General features: G+C 41.6%; 15 protein-coding genes. 10 read left to right on the forward strand and 5 right to left on the reverse strand.

The features are described 5' to 3' along the window. Window positions 1-12: 12 nt before the first annotated feature. From QX565_RS07050 to QX565_RS07075, 6 genes are all read left to right on the forward strand, one after another. A complete protein-coding gene (locus QX565_RS07050) occupies window positions 13-633 on the forward strand; it encodes a hypothetical protein (RefSeq protein WP_223382408.1) in 621 nt (206 codons plus the stop codon). A 100-nt stretch (window positions 634-733) separates the two neighbouring features. After that, a complete protein-coding gene (locus QX565_RS07055) occupies window positions 734-2,074 on the forward strand; it encodes a sigma-54-dependent transcriptional regulator (RefSeq protein ID WP_221648910.1) in 1,341 nt (446 codons plus the stop codon). Next, window positions 2,071-3,384 carry a sensor histidine kinase gene (locus QX565_RS07060; protein ID WP_221648911.1) on the forward strand — a complete coding sequence of 438 codons (1,314 nt, stop codon included), beginning with the start codon at window positions 2,071-2,073 and terminating at the stop codon, window positions 3,382-3,384. Before QX565_RS07055 ends, QX565_RS07060 begins: the two co-directional genes overlap by 4 nt. Before the next feature lie 78 nt (window positions 3,385-3,462). Beyond that, window positions 3,463-4,173, forward strand: a complete 711-nt coding sequence (locus QX565_RS07065; RefSeq protein ID WP_221648912.1) for a Crp/Fnr family transcriptional regulator — start codon at window positions 3,463-3,465, stop codon at window positions 4,171-4,173. A 138-nt stretch (window positions 4,174-4,311) separates the two neighbouring features. After that, window positions 4,312-5,943 carry a hydroxylamine reductase gene (gene hcp / locus QX565_RS07070; protein WP_221648913.1) on the forward strand — a complete coding sequence of 544 codons (1,632 nt, stop codon included), beginning with the start codon at window positions 4,312-4,314 and terminating at the stop codon, window positions 5,941-5,943. Between the two features lie 343 nt (window positions 5,944-6,286). Then, complete coding sequence (locus QX565_RS07075; protein ID WP_221648914.1) at window positions 6,287-7,735, forward strand: potassium/proton antiporter; 1,449 nt, start codon at window positions 6,287-6,289, stop codon at window positions 7,733-7,735. 190 nt (window positions 7,736-7,925) lie between these two features. On the opposite strand, the gene QX565_RS07080 is transcribed toward QX565_RS07075, so the two are convergent. Further along, window positions 7,926-9,713: an alpha-1,3-galactosidase-related protein gene (locus QX565_RS07080; RefSeq protein WP_221648915.1), complete on the reverse strand. Its 1,788-nt coding sequence runs from the start codon at window positions 9,711-9,713 to the stop codon at window positions 7,926-7,928. Between the two features lie 402 nt (window positions 9,714-10,115). Between QX565_RS07080 and QX565_RS07085 the strand changes: the two genes are divergently transcribed. Further along, window positions 10,116-11,780 carry a long-chain fatty acid--CoA ligase gene (locus QX565_RS07085; RefSeq protein WP_221648916.1) on the forward strand — a complete coding sequence of 555 codons (1,665 nt, stop codon included), beginning with the start codon at window positions 10,116-10,118 and terminating at the stop codon, window positions 11,778-11,780. A 154-nt stretch (window positions 11,781-11,934) separates the two neighbouring features. Here QX565_RS07085 and QX565_RS07090 read toward each other — a convergent pair whose 3' ends face one another. The 3 genes from QX565_RS07090 to QX565_RS07100 all read right to left on the reverse strand — a co-directional run bounded on the left by QX565_RS07090 (window position 11,935) and on the right by QX565_RS07100 (window position 15,368). Next, complete coding sequence (locus QX565_RS07090) at window positions 11,935-12,318, reverse strand: DUF3037 domain-containing protein (protein WP_221648917.1); 384 nt, start codon at window positions 12,316-12,318, stop codon at window positions 11,935-11,937. After that, the gene (locus tag QX565_RS07095) at window positions 12,296-13,078 is read right to left on the reverse strand and encodes a HipA family kinase (protein ID WP_221649085.1); all 783 of its coding nucleotides are present in this window, start codon (window positions 13,076-13,078) and stop codon (window positions 12,296-12,298) included. The genes QX565_RS07090 and QX565_RS07095 overlap by 23 nt, the downstream gene beginning before the upstream one ends. A gap of 562 nt (window positions 13,079-13,640) precedes the next feature. Continuing rightward, complete coding sequence (locus QX565_RS07100) at window positions 13,641-15,368, reverse strand: PD-(D/E)XK nuclease domain-containing ATP-binding protein (protein ID WP_221648918.1); 1,728 nt, start codon at window positions 15,366-15,368, stop codon at window positions 13,641-13,643. 98 nt (window positions 15,369-15,466) lie between these two features. Between QX565_RS07100 and QX565_RS07105 the strand changes: the two genes are divergently transcribed. The 3 genes from QX565_RS07105 to QX565_RS07115 all read left to right on the forward strand — a co-directional run bounded on the left by QX565_RS07105 (window position 15,467) and on the right by QX565_RS07115 (window position 19,330). Then, on the forward strand, window positions 15,467-17,044 hold the full coding sequence (locus QX565_RS07105; protein ID WP_221648919.1) for an AAA family ATPase: 1,578 nt from the start codon (window positions 15,467-15,469) through the stop codon (window positions 17,042-17,044). Continuing rightward, a complete protein-coding gene (locus QX565_RS07110; protein WP_221648920.1) occupies window positions 17,019-18,425 on the forward strand; it encodes a VWA domain-containing protein in 1,407 nt (468 codons plus the stop codon). Before QX565_RS07105 ends, QX565_RS07110 begins: the two co-directional genes overlap by 26 nt. A gap of 287 nt (window positions 18,426-18,712) precedes the next feature. Continuing rightward, window positions 18,713-19,330, forward strand: a complete 618-nt coding sequence (locus tag QX565_RS07115; RefSeq protein WP_221648921.1) for a NanQ anomerase/TabA/YiaL family protein — start codon at window positions 18,713-18,715, stop codon at window positions 19,328-19,330. 145 nt (window positions 19,331-19,475) lie between these two features. Here QX565_RS07115 and QX565_RS07120 read toward each other — a convergent pair whose 3' ends face one another. Next, window positions 19,476-21,695 carry a beta-N-acetylglucosaminidase gene (locus QX565_RS07120; RefSeq protein WP_221648922.1) on the reverse strand — a complete coding sequence of 740 codons (2,220 nt, stop codon included), beginning with the start codon at window positions 21,693-21,695 and terminating at the stop codon, window positions 19,476-19,478. Between the last annotated feature and the right edge of the window lie 62 nt (window positions 21,696-21,757).

Raw genomic sequence — 21,757 nt, forward strand, 5'->3', positions numbered from 1 at the left:
TGTGCCGGACTAATGCTTCTGCTATTCAGTCCCGGCAGTTTTGCACAACAAGATTCAATTGTAAAACCCAATAAATATGACAAACGTATCCACCGCTACCGTGGACACTGGGAAAAACTAATACCCACACACACCAAAGTACAGTTTGCCGGAAACATGGGATTACTGTCCTTTGGCACAGGATGGGATTACGGAAAAAAGAATCAGTGGGAAACGGATGTATTTTTAGGATTTATACCCAAATATGATTCCAAGCGTACAAAGGTGACCATGACACTAAAACAAAACTATATGCCCTGGAGCCTCAACCTGGGCAGAGGTTTCTCTACTGAACCATTGACTTGCGGTATCTATTTCAACACGGTATTCGGTAATGAATTCTGGGTTCACGAACCAGACCGGTACCCCAAAGGATATTACGGTTTCTCCAGTAAGATACGTTCACATATCTTCCTGGGCCAACGGCTTACTTATGATATAGATCCCCAACGACGATATACAGCAAAATCAATTACTTTCTTCTACGAATTAAGTACCTGTGACCTGTATCTGATAAGTGCTGCAACAAATAGTTATCTTCGTCCCAGAGACTATCTTAGTCTTTCATTTGGATTGAAATTACAACTGTTTTAATAGGGGGTACGAATCGGTAGTTGACTATTCATTTATCACGAATCACTACTCACAAATCATTTTATTACGTATATTTGTTCCGATATTAACTCTCAAATTTATGAGTAAACAAGGAACTATTCTTATCGTCGATGATAATAAAGGAGTACTGACAGCCGTTCAGCTACTCCTGAAAAACTACTTTACAAAAGTTATCACTCTTCCTTCACCCGTCACTTTACCGGCTGTATTGCGCGAAGAAGCTCCCGAAGTGATTCTTCTTGATATGAACTTTACATCTGGTATCAACAGCGGAAATGAGGGACTTTTCTGGCTACATGAAATAAAGAAACTACGTCCGACACTACCCGTTATCCTTTTCACGGCTTATGCTGATATTGACCTTGCTGTAAAAGGTATTAAAGAAGGTGCTACAGACTTTATCGTAAAACCTTGGGACAACCAGAAACTGGTAGAAACCTTGCTATCTGCCGCCACCCAGGCAAAAGGTGGAAAGAAAAAACACACAAAGCAGGAAAGCAATTCTTGTAATTCCATGTATTGGGGAGAAAGCAGCGCCATGCAACAACTGCGCCAGCTTATAGAGAAAGTAGCTGTCACCGATGCCAATATCCTCATCACCGGTGAAAACGGCACAGGTAAAGAGATGCTGGCAAGGGAAATACACGCCCTCTCTCAGCGAAAACAAGAGGAAATGATAGCAGTGGATATGGGTGCTATCACAGAATCATTGTTTGAGAGCGAACTATTCGGACATGTAAAAGGCTCATTCACGGATGCATATGCCGACCGTACCGGTAAATTTGAAGCTGCCAACCACAGTACACTTTTTCTGGATGAAATAGGAAACCTCCCCTACCACCTGCAAGCCAAACTATTGACTGCTATCCAACGACGGAGCATCGTCCGGGTAGGTAGTAATGAACCGTTACCGATAGATATACGTCTTATCTGTGCCACTAACCGTAATTTACAGGAAATGGTAAACCGGGATGAATTTCGTGAGGACCTGCTCTATCGTATCAATACGATTCATGTAGAAATCCCTCCTCTGCGTGAACGAAAGGAAGACATTGTTCCACTGGCCGAACGATTCATCGCCCGATTCTGCAAACAATATGATAAGGCTTTGATAAGCCTCGGACCTTCTGCCAAAGACAAACTGACCGCTCATCCCTGGTATGGTAATATCCGCGAATTGGAACATGCTATCGAAAAAGCAATTATCATCTGTGAAGGAGCAGTAATACCTGCTGAAATATTTCAGCTCTCCCGCCGTACGGAAATGCCTGAAACAACCGCTTCCACTCTTGAAGAGATGGAAATGAAGATGATACAAAAAGCGTTGGAGAAATGTGGAGGAAATCTTTCCGCCGTTGCTGCTCAATTAGGCATTACACGGCAGACGTTGTACAACAAGATGAAAAAGTTCGGCTTATGAGTTCACTCCTCCGGCAACTAACAGACAAATACTGGTTTCGCGTGCTGCTAAGCCTCTCTCTGGGCATCACCACAACCTTGCTTGCCACAAATGGAACCTTCGTCTGGATGGGCATATGCCTTTGTACCCTGCTATGGAGTCTTTGGTGGCAGTTACGACTTTATCGTCATCATACCCGTCAGGTACTTTTCATGATTGATGCGCTGGAGAACAACGATAACTCCTTTCATTTTCCCGAAGAAGAAAGTACATCCGATAACCGGGAAATAAACCGTGCCCTTAACCGTGTGGGACGTATATTATATAATGTAAAGGCAGACACGGCACAACAGGAAAAATACTACGAACTCATACTCAACTGCATCAGTACCGGACTGCTGGTACTAAATGATAACGGTGCGGTCTATCAGAAAAATGAAGAAGCCCTCCGTCTGCTCGGATTGAGTGTATTCACCCACGTGCAACAACTAAGTCAGATAGATACAGGATTAGTAGAAATACTCTCTTCCTGTCGCCCGGGAGATAAACTGCAAACCACTTTCAACAACGAACGGGAAACAGTGAATTTATCCATACGTGTATCAGACATCACCGTACGGAAAGAGCACCTGCGTATCCTGACACTCAACAATATCAACACCGAACTGGATGATAAGGAAATAGACTCCTGGATAGGCCTGACACGCGTACTGACTCACGAAATCATGAACTCAGTTACTCCTATTACCTCTCTGAGTGATACCTTGCTCTCTCTTGCCGATACAAAAGACGAAGAGATATGCAACGGTTTGCAAACAATCAGTTCTACCGGAAAAGGATTGCTTTCTTTCGTCGAATCCTACCGCCGTTTCACACGTATCCCCGTACCCGAACCATCGTTATTCTATGTCAAGGCTTTTATTGATCGCATGGTAGAGCTGGCAAAGCACCAGAATCCGGACAGTAACATCTCTTTCCGGACCGACGTATCACCCGCCGACCTGATTCTGTATGCAGACGAAAACCTCATCTCACAGGTGGTTATCAATCTGTTGAAGAATGCTATACAGGCAATAGGTGACCAACCGGACGGTTGCATCTCCATCCATGCCTGTTGCAACGAGGCAGAAGAAGTAATCATAGAAGTAAAGAACAATGGTCCTGTGATCCCGCCGGAAGTAGCAGAACATATCTTCATCCCTTTCTTTACCACCAAAGAAGGGGGAAGCGGCATTGGTCTCAGCATATCCAGGCAGATTATGAGGTTGTCCGGCGGAAGTATTACACTGTTGCCGGGAAAGGAAACCAGGTTCATACTGAAGTTTAAATAACCTCTGTGACAATACTTTCTCAAACAAAAAAGTCCGCTCATCTGTTTATATAAGTGCAAATTAACAGAAACACCACTCATGATAATACTTGCCAACAACCCACTATTCAATGGTATTGCTCCCAATGTACTCACCGAAGATCTCAGAGAGATTAATTTTCATACCCGGATCTATCGGAAAGGAGAAATTCTTGCTCACCAGGGCGATGTATGCAACCGCCTCGTAATTCTCATAAAAGGCAGTGTACGCGGAGAGATGATTGACGACTCCGGAAGGTTGATAAAGGTAGAAGACATTGCCGCACCAAGAGCGATAGCACCGCTTTTTCTTTTCGGAAACGAGAATCGTTATCCGGTAGAAGTTACTGCTAATGAGGCTACTGAAGTGATTGAAATACCTAAGACAAGCGTACTAAAGTTATTCAGAAAGAACGAGAAGTTTCTGGAAAATTATATGAATCTCTCTGCTAATTACGCCCATACCCTCTCGGACAAACTATTTTTCATGTCCTTCAAAACGATCCGACAGAAACTGGCATCTTATCTGCTTCGCCTATCCAATCAGCAGCAAAGTGAACATATCACACTCAATCGCTCACAACAACAATTGAGTGATTACTTCGGAGTATCCCGCCCTTCACTGGCACGGGAACTGGCTCACATGCAAGAAGATAAACTAATAATAGCAGACAGAAAACAAATAAAAATACTACAAAAGCAAGCACTGATTCAATTGATGGTGAGTACTTCCCACACGGGAAAGTGCCATTCGGATGACAGGAAGGAATAAAGTTACTCCTGCACTACACCCACGCAGCCCATTTTCAACTTTCAATTTTCCACAAACTTGTAACATTGGTTACAGAATTGCCTTAAACAATTCCTCTACCTTTGCGTTCAATTAATAACCAATAAATACGTAGAAATTATGAACATGTTCTGTTATCAATGCCAGGAGACAGCAAAAGGCACTGGCTGCACCCTAAGAGGTGTTTGTGGAAAGACATCCGAAGTTGCTAATCTTCAAGACCTTCTGCTCTTTGTAGTAAGAGGTATTGCCGTGTATAACCAGAAGTTACGTGAGGAAAAACGTCCTTCGGACGAAGCGGACCGCTTTATCTTTGATGCCCTCTTTATAACGATCACCAATGCTAACTTTGATAAAAAAGCCATCATTCGTAAAATCAAGGAAGGATTGAATCTCAAAAGCAAACTCGCCCAGGAAGTAACGATTGAACATGCCCCCGATGAATGCACCTGGAATGGCAACGAAGACGAATTTGAAGAAAAAGCCCAAAGCGTAGGAGTGCTCCGCACACCAGACGAAGACATTCGTTCTTTAAAAGAACTGGTACATTACGGGCTAAAAGGCATGGCAGCTTACGTAGAACATGCCCACAATTTAGGGTATGAATCCCCGGAAATATTCGCTTTCATGCAACATGCACTTGCCGAACTAACTCGTGACGACATCACCGTAGACGAACTCACCAGCCTGGTTCTTGAAACCGGAAGACAAGGTGTATCAGCTATGGCGCAACTGGATGCTGCCAATACAGAAACCTATGGTAACCCGGAACTGTCGGAAGTTAATATCGGTGTACGAAATAACCCGGGTATCCTCGTCAGCGGACACGACCTGAAAGACCTGGAAGAGTTGTTACAACAGACAGAAGGTACGGGCATTGATATCTATACTCACAGTGAAATGTTACCGGCACACTATTATCCACAACTTAAAAAGTATAAACACCTTGCCGGAAACTACGGGAACGCCTGGTGGAAGCAGAAAGAAGAGTTTGAAAGCTTCAACGGTCCGATACTGTTTACCAGCAACTGTATTGTACCTCCCCGCCCGGATGCAAACTACAAAGATCGTATCTACATTACCGGTGCCTGCGGACTGGAGGGTGCAACTTATATTCCCGAAGCCAAAGACGGAGGACAAAAGGATTTCTCTGTTATCATTGAACATGCTAAACGCTGCCAGCCACCCGTAGCCATAGAGAGCGGTAAGATCGTTGGCGGATTTGCACACGCACAGGTTATTGCACTGGCAGACAAAGTGGTAGAAGCCGTCAAAAGTGGAGCCATCCGCAAATTCTTTGTTATGGCAGGTTGTGACGGACGTATGAAGAGCCGTGAGTATTATACTGAATTTGCTGAGAAACTACCTCACGATACAGTAATCCTTACCGCCGGATGCGCCAAATACCGTTACAATAAATTACCATTGGGAGATATTAATGGAATTCCCCGCGTTCTGGATGCAGGACAGTGTAATGACAGTTACTCATTGGCAGTAATCGCCATGAAGTTGAAAGAAGTATTCGGGCTGAAAGATATCAATGAGTTACCAATCATATACAATATTGCCTGGTATGAACAAAAGGCCGTGATCGTACTCCTTGCCCTGTTGTCTTTAGGAGTAAAGAATATACACCTCGGCCCTACTCTTCCGGCCTTTCTTTCACCTAACATCAAGAAGGTACTGATTGATAACTTCGGAATTGCTACAATAAGTACGGCAGACGAAGATATTATGAAGTTTCTGAGCTAAAAGAAGACTATTCTAACCGGTGCTTCCCGCACGGGGAGGTTCGGCAAGCGATGTAGTGGCGGAAGTTTCCGGCACCCCGGTTTGCTCCCCTCCCCTCTCCCTTCTCTTCCTCCCTCTCAATAGATGACTTCTAAAACACAGTAGTTTTCAACAGAAGCCAGACTTTGCGATTATCTGTGTTTTAATAATAAAACAGGTAGAAATATAACATTTTTAAACTATTTAACCTCCTTCCGGGATACAAAATACATCCAAAAGGGGGTTTTATTTGTTATCTAAATTACGTAACTTCGCACGGTGAAGCAAAAAAAGACTTATTTATAACCCTTATAATATATAGCCCATGTTATTCACTGCAGAAAATATTCTACTTGTAGGTTCTATCTTACTTTTCGTCAGTATCATTGTCGGTAAAACCGGATATCGCTTCGGAGTGCCTGCCCTGTTATTATTCCTTGTTGTTGGTATGCTTTTTGGAAGCGACGGCTTGGGCTTTCAATTCCATAGTGCAAAAACCGCACAATTCATAGGTATGGTGGCACTTAGTATTATCCTCTTTTCCGGTGGTATGGATACTAAGTTCACAGAAATACGTCCGATATTGACTCCGGGTATCGTGCTCTCCACCGTTGGAGTGTTACTTACGGCCCTGTTCACAGGGCTATTTATCTGGTGGCTCTCCGGTATGAGCTGGAGTAATATCTACCTTCCAATCACAACCTCACTGCTACTTGCATCTACTATGTCGTCAACAGATTCTGCCTCCGTCTTTGCCATTCTCCGTTCACAGAAAATGAATCTGAAACACAACCTTCGCCCGATGCTTGAGTTGGAGAGCGGTAGTAATGACCCTATGGCTTATATGCTCACGATTGTTCTCATACAGTTCGTTCAGTCTTCCGGTATGGGAGCCGGTGCCATATTAGGCTCTTTCTTTATTCAGTTTCTGGTAGGTGCAGCTGCCGGTTATGTACTGGGTAAATTGGCTATATTGATCCTCAACAAAATCAACATTGATAACCAATCACTCTACCCTATCCTCCTTCTGTCATTTGTATTCTTTACGTTTGCTATCACCGACAGACTACATGGAAACGGTTATCTGGCAGTATACATTGCCGGTATAATGGTGGGTAATAATAAGATCATGTTTCGAAAAGAGATTGCTACCTTCATGGACGGACTCACCTGGCTTTTCCAGATTATCATGTTCCTCATGCTCGGCTTGCTTGTCAATCCGCACGAGATGCTCGAAGTAGCTTGTGTAGCATTGCTTATCGGGATATTCATGATTGTTATCGGTCGTCCGTTAAGTGTATTTCTTTGTCTGCTCCCATTCCGGAAAATAACATTCAAGTCGCGGTTATTCGTATCATGGGTAGGATTACGCGGAGCTGTTCCGATTATCTTTGCCACCTATCCGGTAGTGGCCAATGTGGAAGGATCAAATGTTATATTCAATATCGTATTCTTTATTACCATCATTTCGCTGGTAGTACAGGGAACTACAGTTTCTTATGTAGCACGTTTGCTTCATCTCTCCACCCCACTCGAGAAAACCGGAAATGACTTTGGAGTAGAATTGCCCGAAGAGATAGACTCCGATCTTCGCGACATGACTGTAACGCAGGAAATGATAGAGAAAGCCGATACACTGAAAGATATGAATCTTCCAAAAGGCACACTCGTTATGATCGTAAAACGTGGAGACGAATTCCTTATTCCGAATGGAAGTCTGAAACTACATGTAGATGATAAGCTACTACTCATTTCAGAGAAGAGCAAAGAATAAAAATCTCCCTTTCAAAAGCCGGATAAAGCTATCAACATGTGACTTTAGAAATGCAGGTGATCGCTAATTAACGCAAATACAATTTAATATTTGCGTTAATTAGCGATCATCTGCGTTTTAATAATGGCTGATTTTACCTTTGGCACACCTCCGTTTATAGCCTATGTGACTTCTATATGCAATCGAGTAATTACTCTATTTTCGCATTGGTTACCCGTTCCAGCAGAAAGCGGCTTTTATTCCAGTGAAACGGCTTATACTCCGTATTCATCCGGATACTATTATTACGGAATACAAGTCCGTCTACCGACTTGGCATAAAGAATCGGTGCATCAAAGGTATCGAATTCATTGTCTTCAATCACGATGCCTTCTTCAACTCCACCATGAAAATACTTTTGTTGCGATTTCAGGTCAGGTATTTCAGGATAGATAGAAATTACAGCATTTGTGAACTGAAACATATTTGTAAGTGCATTCACAAAACGATTTTTCCGGATAATTACATTCCGGCAAGCTCCTGTTTCATACCAACCATTACAGTCACCACACAGCAGAATGGCTGTACCGGATGTATGGTCAAACAGGTTATTCTCTGCAATCGTTTTCTTAGGAGTGCTAAACAATGCACCGCGAGCACGGTTATTACGAATCACATTATCAGCAAATAGCACTTCCGGAGTCCAGGTCAGGTTCTCAATACCAAAACCACTTTCAGCATTGACAACCGCATCAACAGGATCACGGAAAGAAATAACAAATTCACGCGCGCCCTGAACCTCCTCTTTATCATAGGGAGCGATCGCCGTAATGCTATTCTGACTACCCACAAGCTCCATCGTTGACGAACGTACAAACTGCACTTCATCCTCCGGTCGTCCCCACTCAAATCCCCAGGCCTGGTCGTGCATATACCGTCCTACCAAAGTACGGTCGTCTATCCGCTTGATAACTTTCAGGTAAGTACCATGTACATTGATAGCATCGTCCATCATACCTTCATAAAAGCCGCTCCGGGATATAATCTTTCCTTTACAACCCGAAAAGTGAGTGGCGTCGGCCTGAGTAGTGAAATAACGGGGATCATTCTCTCCACGAAGACATACGTTAAATCCATCTAAGGTTATATTCTCACACAATTGTGCCAGTAATCCCATCCCTTCGGCATAATGTACTTTCACGTTTAATAATTGTGTATCTACATCATGTGAAAGAAATATTCCGGGAGTAGGCCGGAAGTAAGTACGCAGAGCAATTACTGTACCTGGAACAAGCCGGTTGTCCTTCCAGCTCTTTATATTGAGACGACGTGAAGCCACTTGGGTTACTCCCTTATTCGGATAATATAAATCACTGGTGTTATAGACTATATGACGGCTTTTAGGATCAAAGGCAATGCCGGAAGAAGGACGAAGTTTCCAACCTTCACCCAATGTCTCAAAAACTGAATCTTTACTGATGTGATAGTTCACCCAGGGAGCTATTTCAAAAGTAATACCATTCTCTACAGAATTCTCTACTATTTGTACCTGTGCTATATGCGGATTCTCAAAGTCAATATTAAAATCTTTCAGTATGCAGTTTTCCGAATACAAAAGAGAGACAGGAATCATGCGACCATGGAAAATAAAATCAGATCCTTGTCCATCCAAAGTCAGATTTTTCATATTCTCAATAGCAATACCTACCTTCTTCGGATTTGTCTGGTCATGGTTAGAAATATAATATTGGCGAGATGCTGCATTCTTTTCAAAGAAATGATACCTGCCCGTCGGAAAACGTAATGTGACATTATCTCCTTCCTGGTAATCTCTTTTGATCTTCTCTAAAATCTTTTGCAATACAGGTGATGCATCTTTCTTTCCATTGGCTTTCAAACCAAAATCAGAGACATCATACACACGATTGGCAGCACATATATCAACGGGAGGTAAAACTCCTAATAGGAGTACAAGCAGAGATGTAAGAACAGTTTTCATAGTAATCTTTTTATCAGACAAGTTTAGTATCCGGTTACAAAGATATACCTTTTGATTATAATTACATTCAGTTCTTACTTAAATTCGTACGGTTTTGAGTATATTTCACCACAGAGTAACACAGAGTTCCACAGAGTTTAAATCTTTATTGAAACGCAGATGAATGCAGACTTTCATCTAAGAGAACTACAGTCTTTTAATTTGCGTTCATCTGTGTTAATCCGCGTTTCATCAGATAAATACTACTCTGTGGAACTCTGTGTTACTCTGTGGTGGGTTTTACTCATTTCTGATCAGTTCCACCTCCCGTTAATTTACCGTAAAACTTTCCGGGAGAACCCCGTCTTTGTTAATGAAATATTAATTTTGCGCAGTTTTAAAACAAATGTGCAAAAAGCAAATATGGAACAACAACAAGGGTTCATAGACTATATAGAGCAAAGTATCATAAACAACTGGGATCGTAACGCCCTGACAGACTATAAAGGAATCACCCTTCAATACAAGGATGTTGCCCGCAAAATAGCAAAATTTCATATTGTACTTGAGAGTGCCGGCATTCAGTCCGGTGATAAAATAGCTGTTTGTGGACGCAATAGTGCACATTGGGCAGTTGCTTTTCTGGCAACAGTAACTTATGGAGCCGTTATCGTTCCCATTCTTCATGAATTCAAAGCCGATAATATACACAACATCGTTAATCACTCCGAAGCTAAACTTCTGTTCGTTGGCGACCAGGTATGGGAAAACCTGAATGAGGATGCCATGCCTCTATTAAAGGGGATCGCTTCTTTGAAAGACTTCTCTGCACTTGTGTCCCGTTGTGATCAACTGACTTATGCCTTTGAGCACCGGAATGAGATCTATGGAAAACGTTATCCCAAATGTTTCCGGAAAGAACACATTTCATATCGCAAAAGCGATCCCGAAGAGTTGGTAATCATTAACTATACCTCAGGAACTACCGGCTACTCTAAAGGAGTGATGCTGCCTGCCCGTAGCATATGGTCCAACATTACTTACTGTTATGAGATGCGTCCTCTGCAAGCCGGAGATACGGTTGTATCTATGCTTCCGTTAGGCCATGTATTCGGTATGACCTATGATTTCCTGTACAGTTTCTCAGCAGGCGCACATCTGTATTTCCTCACCCGGATGCCCTCTCCTAAAATCATAGCACAGTCTTTTGCCGAAATCAAACCGAAACTGATTTCATGCGTACCCCTGATTGTAGAAAAGATCATCAAAAAAGAGGTATTACTCCGGCTGGACAACAGGATAGGCAAACTATTGTTGCGGGTTCCCATCCTCAACGATAAACTGAAAGCAGCCGCCCGACAGACAGCTATGGAAATTTTTGGTGGTAACTTTAATGATATTATTATCGGCGGTGCTCCTTTCAATGCAGAGATTGAAGCTTTCTTAAAAAAGATAGGTTTCCCTTATACAATTGCCTACGGAATGACTGAATGTGGTCCTATTATCTGTTCAGACTACTGGCAAGATCTCAAAAAAGCCTCATGTGGAAAAGCTGCCAGTCGCATGGAAGTAAAAATAGATTCTCCTGATCCCAACACACATGCCGGAGAAATCATCTGCAGAGGAGACAACCTCATGCTGGGATATTATAAAAATGCGGAAGCTACTGCACAGATTATAGATAAAGACGGGTGGCTGCATACAGGCGATCTTGCCACAATAGACGAACAAGGGTATGTGACAATACGCGGACGCAGTAAGAATCTTCTGCTTAACTCAAGCGGACAGAACATCTATCCCGAAGAGATTGAAAGCAAACTGAACAATATGCCGTATGTAGCAGAGTCATTGATCGTATTGCAGAATGACAAACTTGTTGCTCTCATATATCCTGACTTTGACGATGCATTTGCCCATGGTTTGCAACAACCGGATATTGAGAAAGCAATGGAGGTAAACCGGCTGGAACTGAACCTTCAGTTACCTGCATTCAGCCAGATAAGCAAAGTAAAAATACACTTTGAAGAGTTTGAAAAGACAGCTAAGAAAAGTATCAAACGGTTTATGTATCAAGAAGCGAAAGGTTGATTGCCCTTTCGCTTCTTTTACCATCTTTATTACTACCATGCCACTGCGATGTAATTAAATCGAGCGGTTATTCGACCGAAAAACCACACGAGTCTAATTTCCATTCCACTACGGTGCAATTAAAATACATACTATGACTTTCGGTTTTTACTGCTTATTCCACCAATTCTTGAAATAAATCATTCAGTGTCTGATCCAGATTGGCAGAAAAACCTACGTGTGGCCTTGAAGTCTGGATGCAGGAACTTCTCAGAGCCGTCAGCCACCGGAAACGTTCCGGAATATCCAACAGAGCAATTGTTCCTCCAGTCTCATGCCCCGAACAGACCTTACTAAAAGCCTCCATATGCTCGCGAAACGACTCTAGATCCAGTTCCGGAGAAAAGGCTCTAAGCCTGTTTTCATTTATCTCATAACGCATTTTTATAAAGTCAGCCTGTTTTGAGAACAGGATAACTCCAACATTCATAAACTCCTCACGTTCCACCTTCGGTACAATGCGGATTACTGCATATTCATATAAGTGCTTTTCTGGCATCCTGTGCTTCTTTTACAAATAGTTCGGAATGACGTATCCTTTCTGTTAGAAATTGAAAATAAATATCTCGTATATCCTGCTGTGTTTCTTCTTTATCCCGCCAATGCAACCAGTCATCGGGTATCAGATCTACTATTTCCCGCAATATTTCATCAGTCAATATCTCTTTGTATTCCCGATCCACTTCCTCCAGGTCACTCGCTTCGGCCAGCAATGCATGTTCCTTTATCTGTGTAAAAGGACTCAGTGCATGTTTCTTCCAGTTCACCCACGAATGATGGAAAAACAGAGAAGCGCCATGGTCTATCAGCCACAGTTCTTTATGCCACATTAACATATTGGTATTCTTGGCTGTACGATCCACATTAGTTAAAAAGGCATCCAGCCATACTATCTGTGAGGCTAATTTAGCATCCACTTTTGTTACCACAGGATCAAACGGTAATGCTCCCGACAGGAAATGCAACCCCAGGTTCAACCCACGACTTCCTTGCAACAGGTCTTGTATCTCTTCATCTCCTTCCGAACGCCCGAAAGCTTCATCCAGATTTAGAAAAACAATTTCCGGAAGACGCAAACCCAACACACGGGCTACCTCTCCTCCTATCAGCTCAGAAATAAGCGCTTTTGTCCCATGCCCCGCCCCACGAAACTTTACCACATACTTAAATCCATCATCAGCTTCGGCAAGAGCTGGCAACGAACCTCCCTCACGTAAAGGCATGATGTAACGAATTACATCAACGGTTCGTATATCGATCTCATTTCCTCTTATTATCATAGTGTTTCTCTCCTTTCTGTTTATATCATATTTCTATAAACAGTTGTGCTTTCAAATAGTTTCAGTTAAAACCTAAATGAAAACAGGAAGACAAATATACTAATAAAAGACAGACAACATTGTTTTATCCTCATCTTTATAGTATACAGATATTAAAGATGCGATGAAAGTAAAATACACATAAATAGTGAAAAAACATGATTATACATGCTATATTAGCGTGTATCATGCAAAAATTATATACGTATTACGTTCAATCAGATGGATAAAATAAAAACAAGGGATTATTACTACAATATTTTTTTATAGTTACTAAAATAGGTACTAAAACATTTTCGATGAATGAAGTAATAGAGTAATAAGAGCAGAAAAGCGAAATATCAGACAGGTATCTTATTAGAAATCAAGCATTTCAATATAGATATTTATTGCATGCAAAAGTACTATTTTAAGTATGCGTTAAATAGGTAATTAATAGTGACTTAAATACGTACTTTTATACCTATAAAGTACGTATTTTTACAATGCTTGTTTAGTATGTTTATACTTCAAAGAATTTGTATCCTTTATTAGCAGCCACATACACCACATACATTTGTATATTATAGTATGGGAATTGTACGCGAATTGTTTCCGCATATTGCTTCACCTGTTCCACATCTTCGCGACGTGGAGCATTGAGTGCCAGTACTTTCTTTGCTTCGCTTGCTTTGAAATACTTGAACTCTACAATCCGGTGATCCTTATAATATTCCGTTCCGGGAATTCCTGTCATCTCAAAATCCGAACGTCCGGCAGGATGGTTCTGTTCTAATGCAAAGGTGTAGCATTGGCTCAGATAACGCGAACACAGTTCAAAGAACGAACAACGAATGAAATTCTCATTCATCTTATCGAATACCTGTGCGGGAAACTGCCCAAGGTATTGATCGTAGTAGTTATGGAAAATACCTTCCATACGCCGGTCGTGAGTAAATTGCTCAAAGGCAGGAACGTAGCGGTTTGCAAAGTTATCAATGTCATTCAACTGGTTATAATAATCCATATAAATGCTACGCATGGTCAGGTTGGGCAACGTCATTCGGAAGGAATTCTTCAATGTCGTCATGCCCAAATAAAACAAGGAGACAGGATAGAAATTCTTGTCGAAAAACTTCTGCTTATTGAACTTGCTTCGCAAATCAGGCTGTGCATAAGCTATTTCATCTTCCATCACCAATGTATTGAGCAACTGTTTGGCATTCTCCTGACTCAACGCAAGTCGACGAATCCAATGGATGTCTGTACGCAAATTCTCATCAATCATTTCATCGGGAACAATACCATTAACAGCAAACTTTTTAAGAAAGTAAGTCAGTATGGTAGAATTAAACAAAGGCTCCGCATTAGGCTGAAACCGGTAACCGTCATAGTTGCTCACGATCAGTTTCCATATTTCATCGAATTGTTCTTCGTTACCGGAATATTTCCGGAGTACATAGCGTAGGTACACTTCTGCCTCTGCATGAGTAAAGCCAAGCATATTTAGAAAGTCAGGTTCAAGTGTCAAGATCTCCGCAATGTTGTATCCACTGGTCAAATCGTCCATTGTGACGGGAAGTACTCCTGTACAGAAACAGGTACGTATGCTTCCCTCGCCGATACCTGCCTTTATTATTTTAAAGAAAGTACGTAAGAAACTGTCGGCAGTAGTCACTTGCTCATAGAGCGGATCTTTGTAAGCAGTCAACAGCTGGTTGGTAAAATTGTCATATTCATCAATAAGAAGATATACCGGAGGAAGATTATGGGACGATACATAACGCAACATATCCTCCAACATCTTTGTGACATCGGTTTTATCACTAAATTCAAAATCCGGGAATAAACGTGCATATCTGGCATCGGCTTTCACCATATCATAGATGACTCCGCAATTCAAATCATTAAAGTTCTTTTGTAACCCTTCCAGTGTATCGGTTACTACCATTTTAGAGAAGTCGAAGCGAAGCACGAGATATTTATTATGCTCTTTTGTAGGATTACTTCCAACGTATGTATCTCCAAACAGTTCTGTAAAACGATCTGCCATATTCAAATCATAGTAAGCGGCCAACATGGACACTAACAAGCTCTTTCCGAAACGGCGCGGACGCAAAAAGACAGGAGCTTTATATAGTTCCAGATCGGGAATAAACATTGTCTTGTCCACATAGTAAAATCCACGTTCGCGCATTTCTACATAGTTTGCCACAGCATAAGGCACAGTGATTCTTACAGTTGATTTCATAACCTACTCTTCTTATATGAATTTGATATTGCGAATATACACCTTTTGGATGAGATAATTTAAGTTTATTCGTATTTTTGCATTTTAATTGAAAAAGCATGAACTCCATAAAACCACGTATCACTAAGCTTCTCAATGCCCTCAACGAAGGCGTGTTTGAGAAAGAACACACCATAGCCCTTTCCCTTCTGGCAGCCATTGCCGGAGAAAGTATCTTTCTGTTAGGTCCTCCGGGAGTTGCCAAGAGCTTGGTAGCCCGAAGACTTAAATATGCATTCAAAGAAAACAGTGCATTTGAGTATCTGATGTCCAGGTTTAGCACACCGGATGAGATATTCGGTCCGGTTTCCATCTCTAAGCTGAAAGATGAAGACACTTATGAACGAATCACGGAGGGATATCTGCCTACGGCCTCGGTAGTCTTTCTGGATGAAATATGGAAAGCCGGTCCGGCAATTCAGAACTCCTTGCTGACCGTTATCAATGAAAAGATATACCGTAATGGGCAGTTCACAGTAAAAGTCCCCCTGAAAGTATTGATTGCGGCTTCTAACGAATTACCTGCCAAAGGAGAAGGACTGGAAGCTCTCTATGACCGCTTTCTGATCCGGCAGTTCGTGGGATGTATTGAACAGGAGTTTGCTTTTGATCGCATGATTGCTTCTACACGGGACACAGAGCCTTGCATTCCGGAGAAACTGACAATCAGCCCTAAAGAATACTCGACCCTGCAGGAGGAAGCGGAAAAAGTAACATTACATTATACCTTCTTTGAACTGATACATACCATCAAACGAACCGTAGAACAGTATAATACACAACGGGAGGCGAATCTTCCTCCTATTTATATATCAGACCGCCGCTGGAAGAAAATGGTTGGGTTGCTACGCACTTCGGCCTATCTGAACGAATCATTAACGGTCTGCTTTGCCGATTGCCTGCTGATCCCCTATTGTATCTGGGACGAGGTAAGCCAATTTCCCATTGCCGAAGATATTGTACAGCGGGCCATCACTGATAGTATCAACACCTATCTGTTAGGCGAAAAACAGCTGGAACAAAAACTGGATGCACTCAAAGAAGATATGAAAGCAGAACACAGTCTGCGGGAAATCAGCGACCCTGCTATTCAGGTGGTAGATACTTTCTATCATCGCATCGAAGGATATCGCATTGCCGGAAACCTGCTTATGTTTGCGTCCGATTATCAGAATCTGAAGAAAGACAGCAACCGCCTGTTTTATATCCAGCAGGATAAATTCCGTCCGGTAAACAAAGTACTGAAGGTATATGATTTTGTAAAAAACCGCAGTATCGCTCAGAAAGATATTTATTCCCTGCGAAAAGGAAACCGTTCCGTGTTTGTCAATAACCAGGAATATCCGCTACTCTGCTATGACGATTGTGCTCCATTACCCGAACAGAATGAAGATACGAGTACCCCCTTTGAGTTCCGGTTACAAGAGGTAATAGATTTACTGCATAACATGGAAACAGAATTTAAAAAACTATCTGAACGGGAAAACGAATATGCCAAGGAGCACCTCTTTCTGAGCACCAAACAAAAAGGGGAGCTGAAACGAATCCTGAATGGTACAGCCCATATCATTGAAAATTACCGGAACGAGTTGCGAATCATTGCCCATGCCCATGAACAAGAGAACAGGGACTATTAGGCTGAAAGAACTGCAAGACAGGTATTATGACCGTTTGCAGGATATTGCCTACGAGGTATATGATGAGCAGTTGCACAACCTCATCATCAAGCCCGAAGAACTGGATACCGACATCCGGCAATACTTTCGTCATACCCTGCCCTCTCTGCAAGAATTTTATTCAAGGTATGCCAGTCAATGGGAGTATTTTCATGAAACGGATGAAGCTTCGGATACAAAGTTTCTACGTTTTCTGGAGAATAGCGCTTATCCACTTTCCATGAAGTATAACCTGGTAGATCTCAATGTGAAATACTATCTGGAACGATTTCATACCCTCAAACCCCGTTCTAAAGAGTGGAAAGCATTGCGAATACTTTTCTTCGACAAATGGCACCAACTGTTATCCAACAATGAGTTCAATTACCAGATGGAGCATATCAACCACCTGTGCGAAGAGTTTTACCGCCTGCAATTATCGCTCTCTAAGAATCTGCCTGTCCGGGGAGGTTCCCGGTTGGTATGGTTGCTCCGAAACCATAAACAAATAGCGGAACAGATACTGGAGTATGATGAGACAATCAAAAAAACTCCTGCCATACAAGAGTTAATTGAGAAATTAGGCAAACGGCATCAAGGTATACAGAAACGTTTTAAGATGACAGCCGGAATCCATAAGGAACAGATCATCACTCACTCTACCCGGAGTGACATTACCGGTATTTGTGAAGGTAATGATCTGAACAGCCTGTTACCAATTGAATATTGTTATCTGGCGGAAAAAGCCCTGCAACCTGTTTTCTTTGAACGATATGCCGAGAAAAAGCTTCAAATGATTGATTATGCCTCACGTGAGCTACGAACCATGGATGATAAAAAGATGCCGGGTAACCAGGTTTCCGAGGAAGCCGAAGGTCCCTTTATTGTCTGTATTGACACCTCCGGATCAATGGCAGGAAAAAGAGAGAAACTGGCCAAATCGGCTTTGCTCGCTATAGCCGAACTAACGGAAAAACAACATCGCAAATGTTATATCATAATCTTCTCTGACGATGTGGAATGTATCGAAATAACTGACTTAGGAAGCAGTTTCGATCGTCTGGTAGATTTCCTGTGCCAATCTTTTCACGGAGGTACAGATCTTGCTCCTGCCATAGCTCATACGATCCGGATGATTGAAACACAAGGATATCAGGAGGCAGATATGGTGATGATATCCGACTTTGAGATGATGCCAATAGATAAAGAATTATCAGCCCACATCCGACATATAAAAGAGAACCAAACAAAAATATATGCCCTCTCTATGGGAGAAGAGCCCAAACAAAGCTATCTGGATATTTGTGATAAATACTGGGAGGTGCTTCCCGCACGGGGAGGTACGCCGGGCGATGGAAAATGAAGAAAATTATGTGAAAGAGAAGAAAAATAGACGATTTAATTATTAAAACATGTTATATAACAGGGGATTTTTCTTGGTTAATTTGCAAATGTGCAAAAAGGTGGTACCTTTGCAATGTGTTTTTCATAGTATTAGATTTAAGGTTAACAAAGGTTGGAGCAAGGCGTTGCTCCTTTTTTTATGCCCATACTTGAAAAACATAAATTCTTTTCTACTATTTTAGTCCAAAGAGCTATTTCTTTTTTCTACTTTTGCCCAAACAATCAATACATTTAATAAGAACTATCATGAACAAAAAATCGATCCTCGGAACTCTGACTATAGCCACCGTTTTCCTCTTTTCGTACACTATTATCTGTCAGGCACAAACTATAGAATCCGTCACACCGAAACAAGCCCGTAAATGGACAGAACAAGGTGAATGGACAAACGGATTCAAAGCCACGCCGCATAAAACAACGGATTACGTGGAATTTGCCACCCAGTATCGTAAAAACAAAGAGCTGTGGGATAAAACCTTTCGTTGGCTGGCCGAACATGACCTGACAACTATCCCAGTAGGAAAATATGAAATTGACGGCAAAAGATGTTATATTAATGTACAGGAAGCCAAGACACAGGATGCCAGCAGACGCAAAATAGAATCACATCGCCACTGCATCGATCTGCAATATGTAGTAAAAGGAACCGAACGATTCGGCCTTGTAACCTTAAAGGATGCCACCCCTATTACAGAATACAAACCGGATGTCACTTTTTATAAATCATCTAAAGTTAAATACATAGATTCTACTCCTGATAAGTTTTTTATGTTCTTCCCTAAAAATTGCCATCAGGCTTTGGTTAAAGCCAATAAGGAAGAAGATATACGTGTTATCGTAGCTAAGATTGAATATATACCTTAGAAAAAACTTCTTCTTCAAGATATCTGCCATAAATATATTCGGAAAAAGAAGAGGCGTTTTAACAAAAAAGTAGAGTGACCATACACACATAAAGTCACTCTACTTATAGTTTAAGATGATATTGAAATAGAAGAGTTTCGCCTTATCACTTACTCTTTTCCAACGTTAAGACAAATTGCCGGAGATATACCTGTTGCTCGTCATTACTCATATTCGTAAATCGAACGAATTTCACCGGAGCCCTCCGTAGTTCGGCCGTATATCTGCTACCTTTTTGTACCAGATCAATCGTTTTCCATTCTTTACCATCAGAAGATATATCAAAACGTCCCCACTCACAAGGTTCTTTCTTTCCAAAATCGATTTGGATACTTTCTGCCGGATAAATATGATCCAGTTCTATTTCAACTATATTTCCTGCACCCCATTTCACTACTTCATTTGCAGGTGAAATAAGCACACGGTTTATCTTTACCTGTAACGGCAGGTTCTTTATCTGCTCTACGTTACTAATAAGTTTGTGGGGCATATAGTCTGAAGTAGCATCCAGGGTAGTTCCGTTCTTTTGATTATAACGGTCAACAGTCACCGCAAAAGTCTGATCGATCAACGGTTTTATAACTTTTGTAGCAGTCTTTACTCCCGGTTGATAGGGATTCTGGTTATATGTCTGGTCAATATCAAACATTTGTTGCTGTAAAGCCTTTACATGCTTATATTTGTGTAAAAAACAAGAATGGGTCTTCTGGCTTTCCACCATTTTAAATACTTCCTGTCCGGTTTCAGCCAGCAACCTGAACTGATACAACCACGGTGTTATCTCCTGAATCAATGGCTTATTTTCCGTATCAACCAGCAGAATATCACTGGATTCTATCATTCGCTCAAAAGTGTTCAGTAACGTTTCAAAATCTGTTTTATCATACTCTCCGTTTTTTATATAACTTTCAAGGAAACGTTCAGCAGCAGGCTGAATATCCTGTGACTCTTCTCGACGGTATTTATGCCCGTTGATACCCAAATCTGAATTATGGATAGCGAAACACTCAAGCTCTTCCGCAGCATTCGGCAGAATGGTACGGATAGCCTCTTTCCACGTTCTCCAGGTATCATACTTAGTAGGATTCCATGCATAACTTGCCACACCATAAATCGCAATTTTAGATGCTTCGGCGTACTCCATCGGATTGGTGACGAAACCCGACATCTGCTTGGCAATTGTAGTATCATTGCCATAAACAGGGCCAAGAAGTAAATGATCGCGTACATAATCGGATACAGGAAAATTCCACCAGATGTAGGCCGGGCGCTTGATTCGTTCGTTAATCCAGTCAATACCGTCACGGGTAATATCAGAAACAACACGATCGCCTGTCCACATGATCTGAATAGAAGGATTCAGGTTATCCCCCAAAGTAGTCAGATAGTTACCATCCGGATTTGCCCAACTTTTATTATATTCGGTAGGACACATGATCAGCGGAGTAACATCAGGTTTTGTTTGTACAAAGTTCTCATCAATATAGTTCAATAACTCCGCCTGTTTCTGTGGATTGGTCCCTTCACCGGAAATATCATCAAAAAATACAGCAAATGAACGTATGCCGAGCTGATACATTTTCTCGAACTTGGCAATCAGAAAGTCACGATCTTCCTGATTCCATTTGATATCCTGTCCCGGATGAATTGCCCACACAAAGTCTACTTCGTTATCATTGGCTACTGTTACCAATTCCTGTAATTGGGCAGCCTCCTTTTCGGGATAAGGCAAACGCCAGTTGGGAGCACTGTGATATGGATCGTCTTTAGGACCATATATATAGGTATTCATTTTGTTTTCACCATAAAACTTCAGCTGCTTGATACGTGCCTGATGACTCCACGGAGTTCCATAAAACCCTTCTACCACCCCACGATAACGAATAGAAGGATAATCTTTAATTTCCACTTCAGGCAATTTCCCGTCTTTCAGCAGTTGTGCTAAAGTTTGCAAAGCATAGTAAGTGCCTCGCTCATCATTTCCTGCCAATACGATTTCTTCTTCGTTAATGGAGAGATAATAACCCTCATCGTATTTAGGAATCAGATGAGTATACTTATGTACGCTTTTATCTCCTTTCTCACCAATGTTTATCCGAATCCCATTCTTGCCCGGTTGTCTATCTGCAAATAGTTTTTTCAATACTTTTATTGCATATGGGTTTGCTTCACTTTCACCATTTACCTGATAGGTGGAGGGTAAGTCTACACTTTTGTCAAGTACAATCATTTGTTGAGGAGGTGGCTGTAAACTGACATTTTGTGCAAAAGCACCGGTAGTACACAGGAGACAGACTCCTACTAAATAAATTTTGCTGTTTTTCATACGTAAATAATTGTTTTGTTCCTCCATTAAATGGGAACATTTTTATACCATCAATAACTATT

Origin of the sequence: Bacteroides sp. 41_26, from assembly GCF_949740115.1 — a bacterium.
In the GTDB taxonomy this organism is placed as follows: domain Bacteria; phylum Bacteroidota; class Bacteroidia; order Bacteroidales; family Bacteroidaceae; genus Bacteroides; species Bacteroides nordii.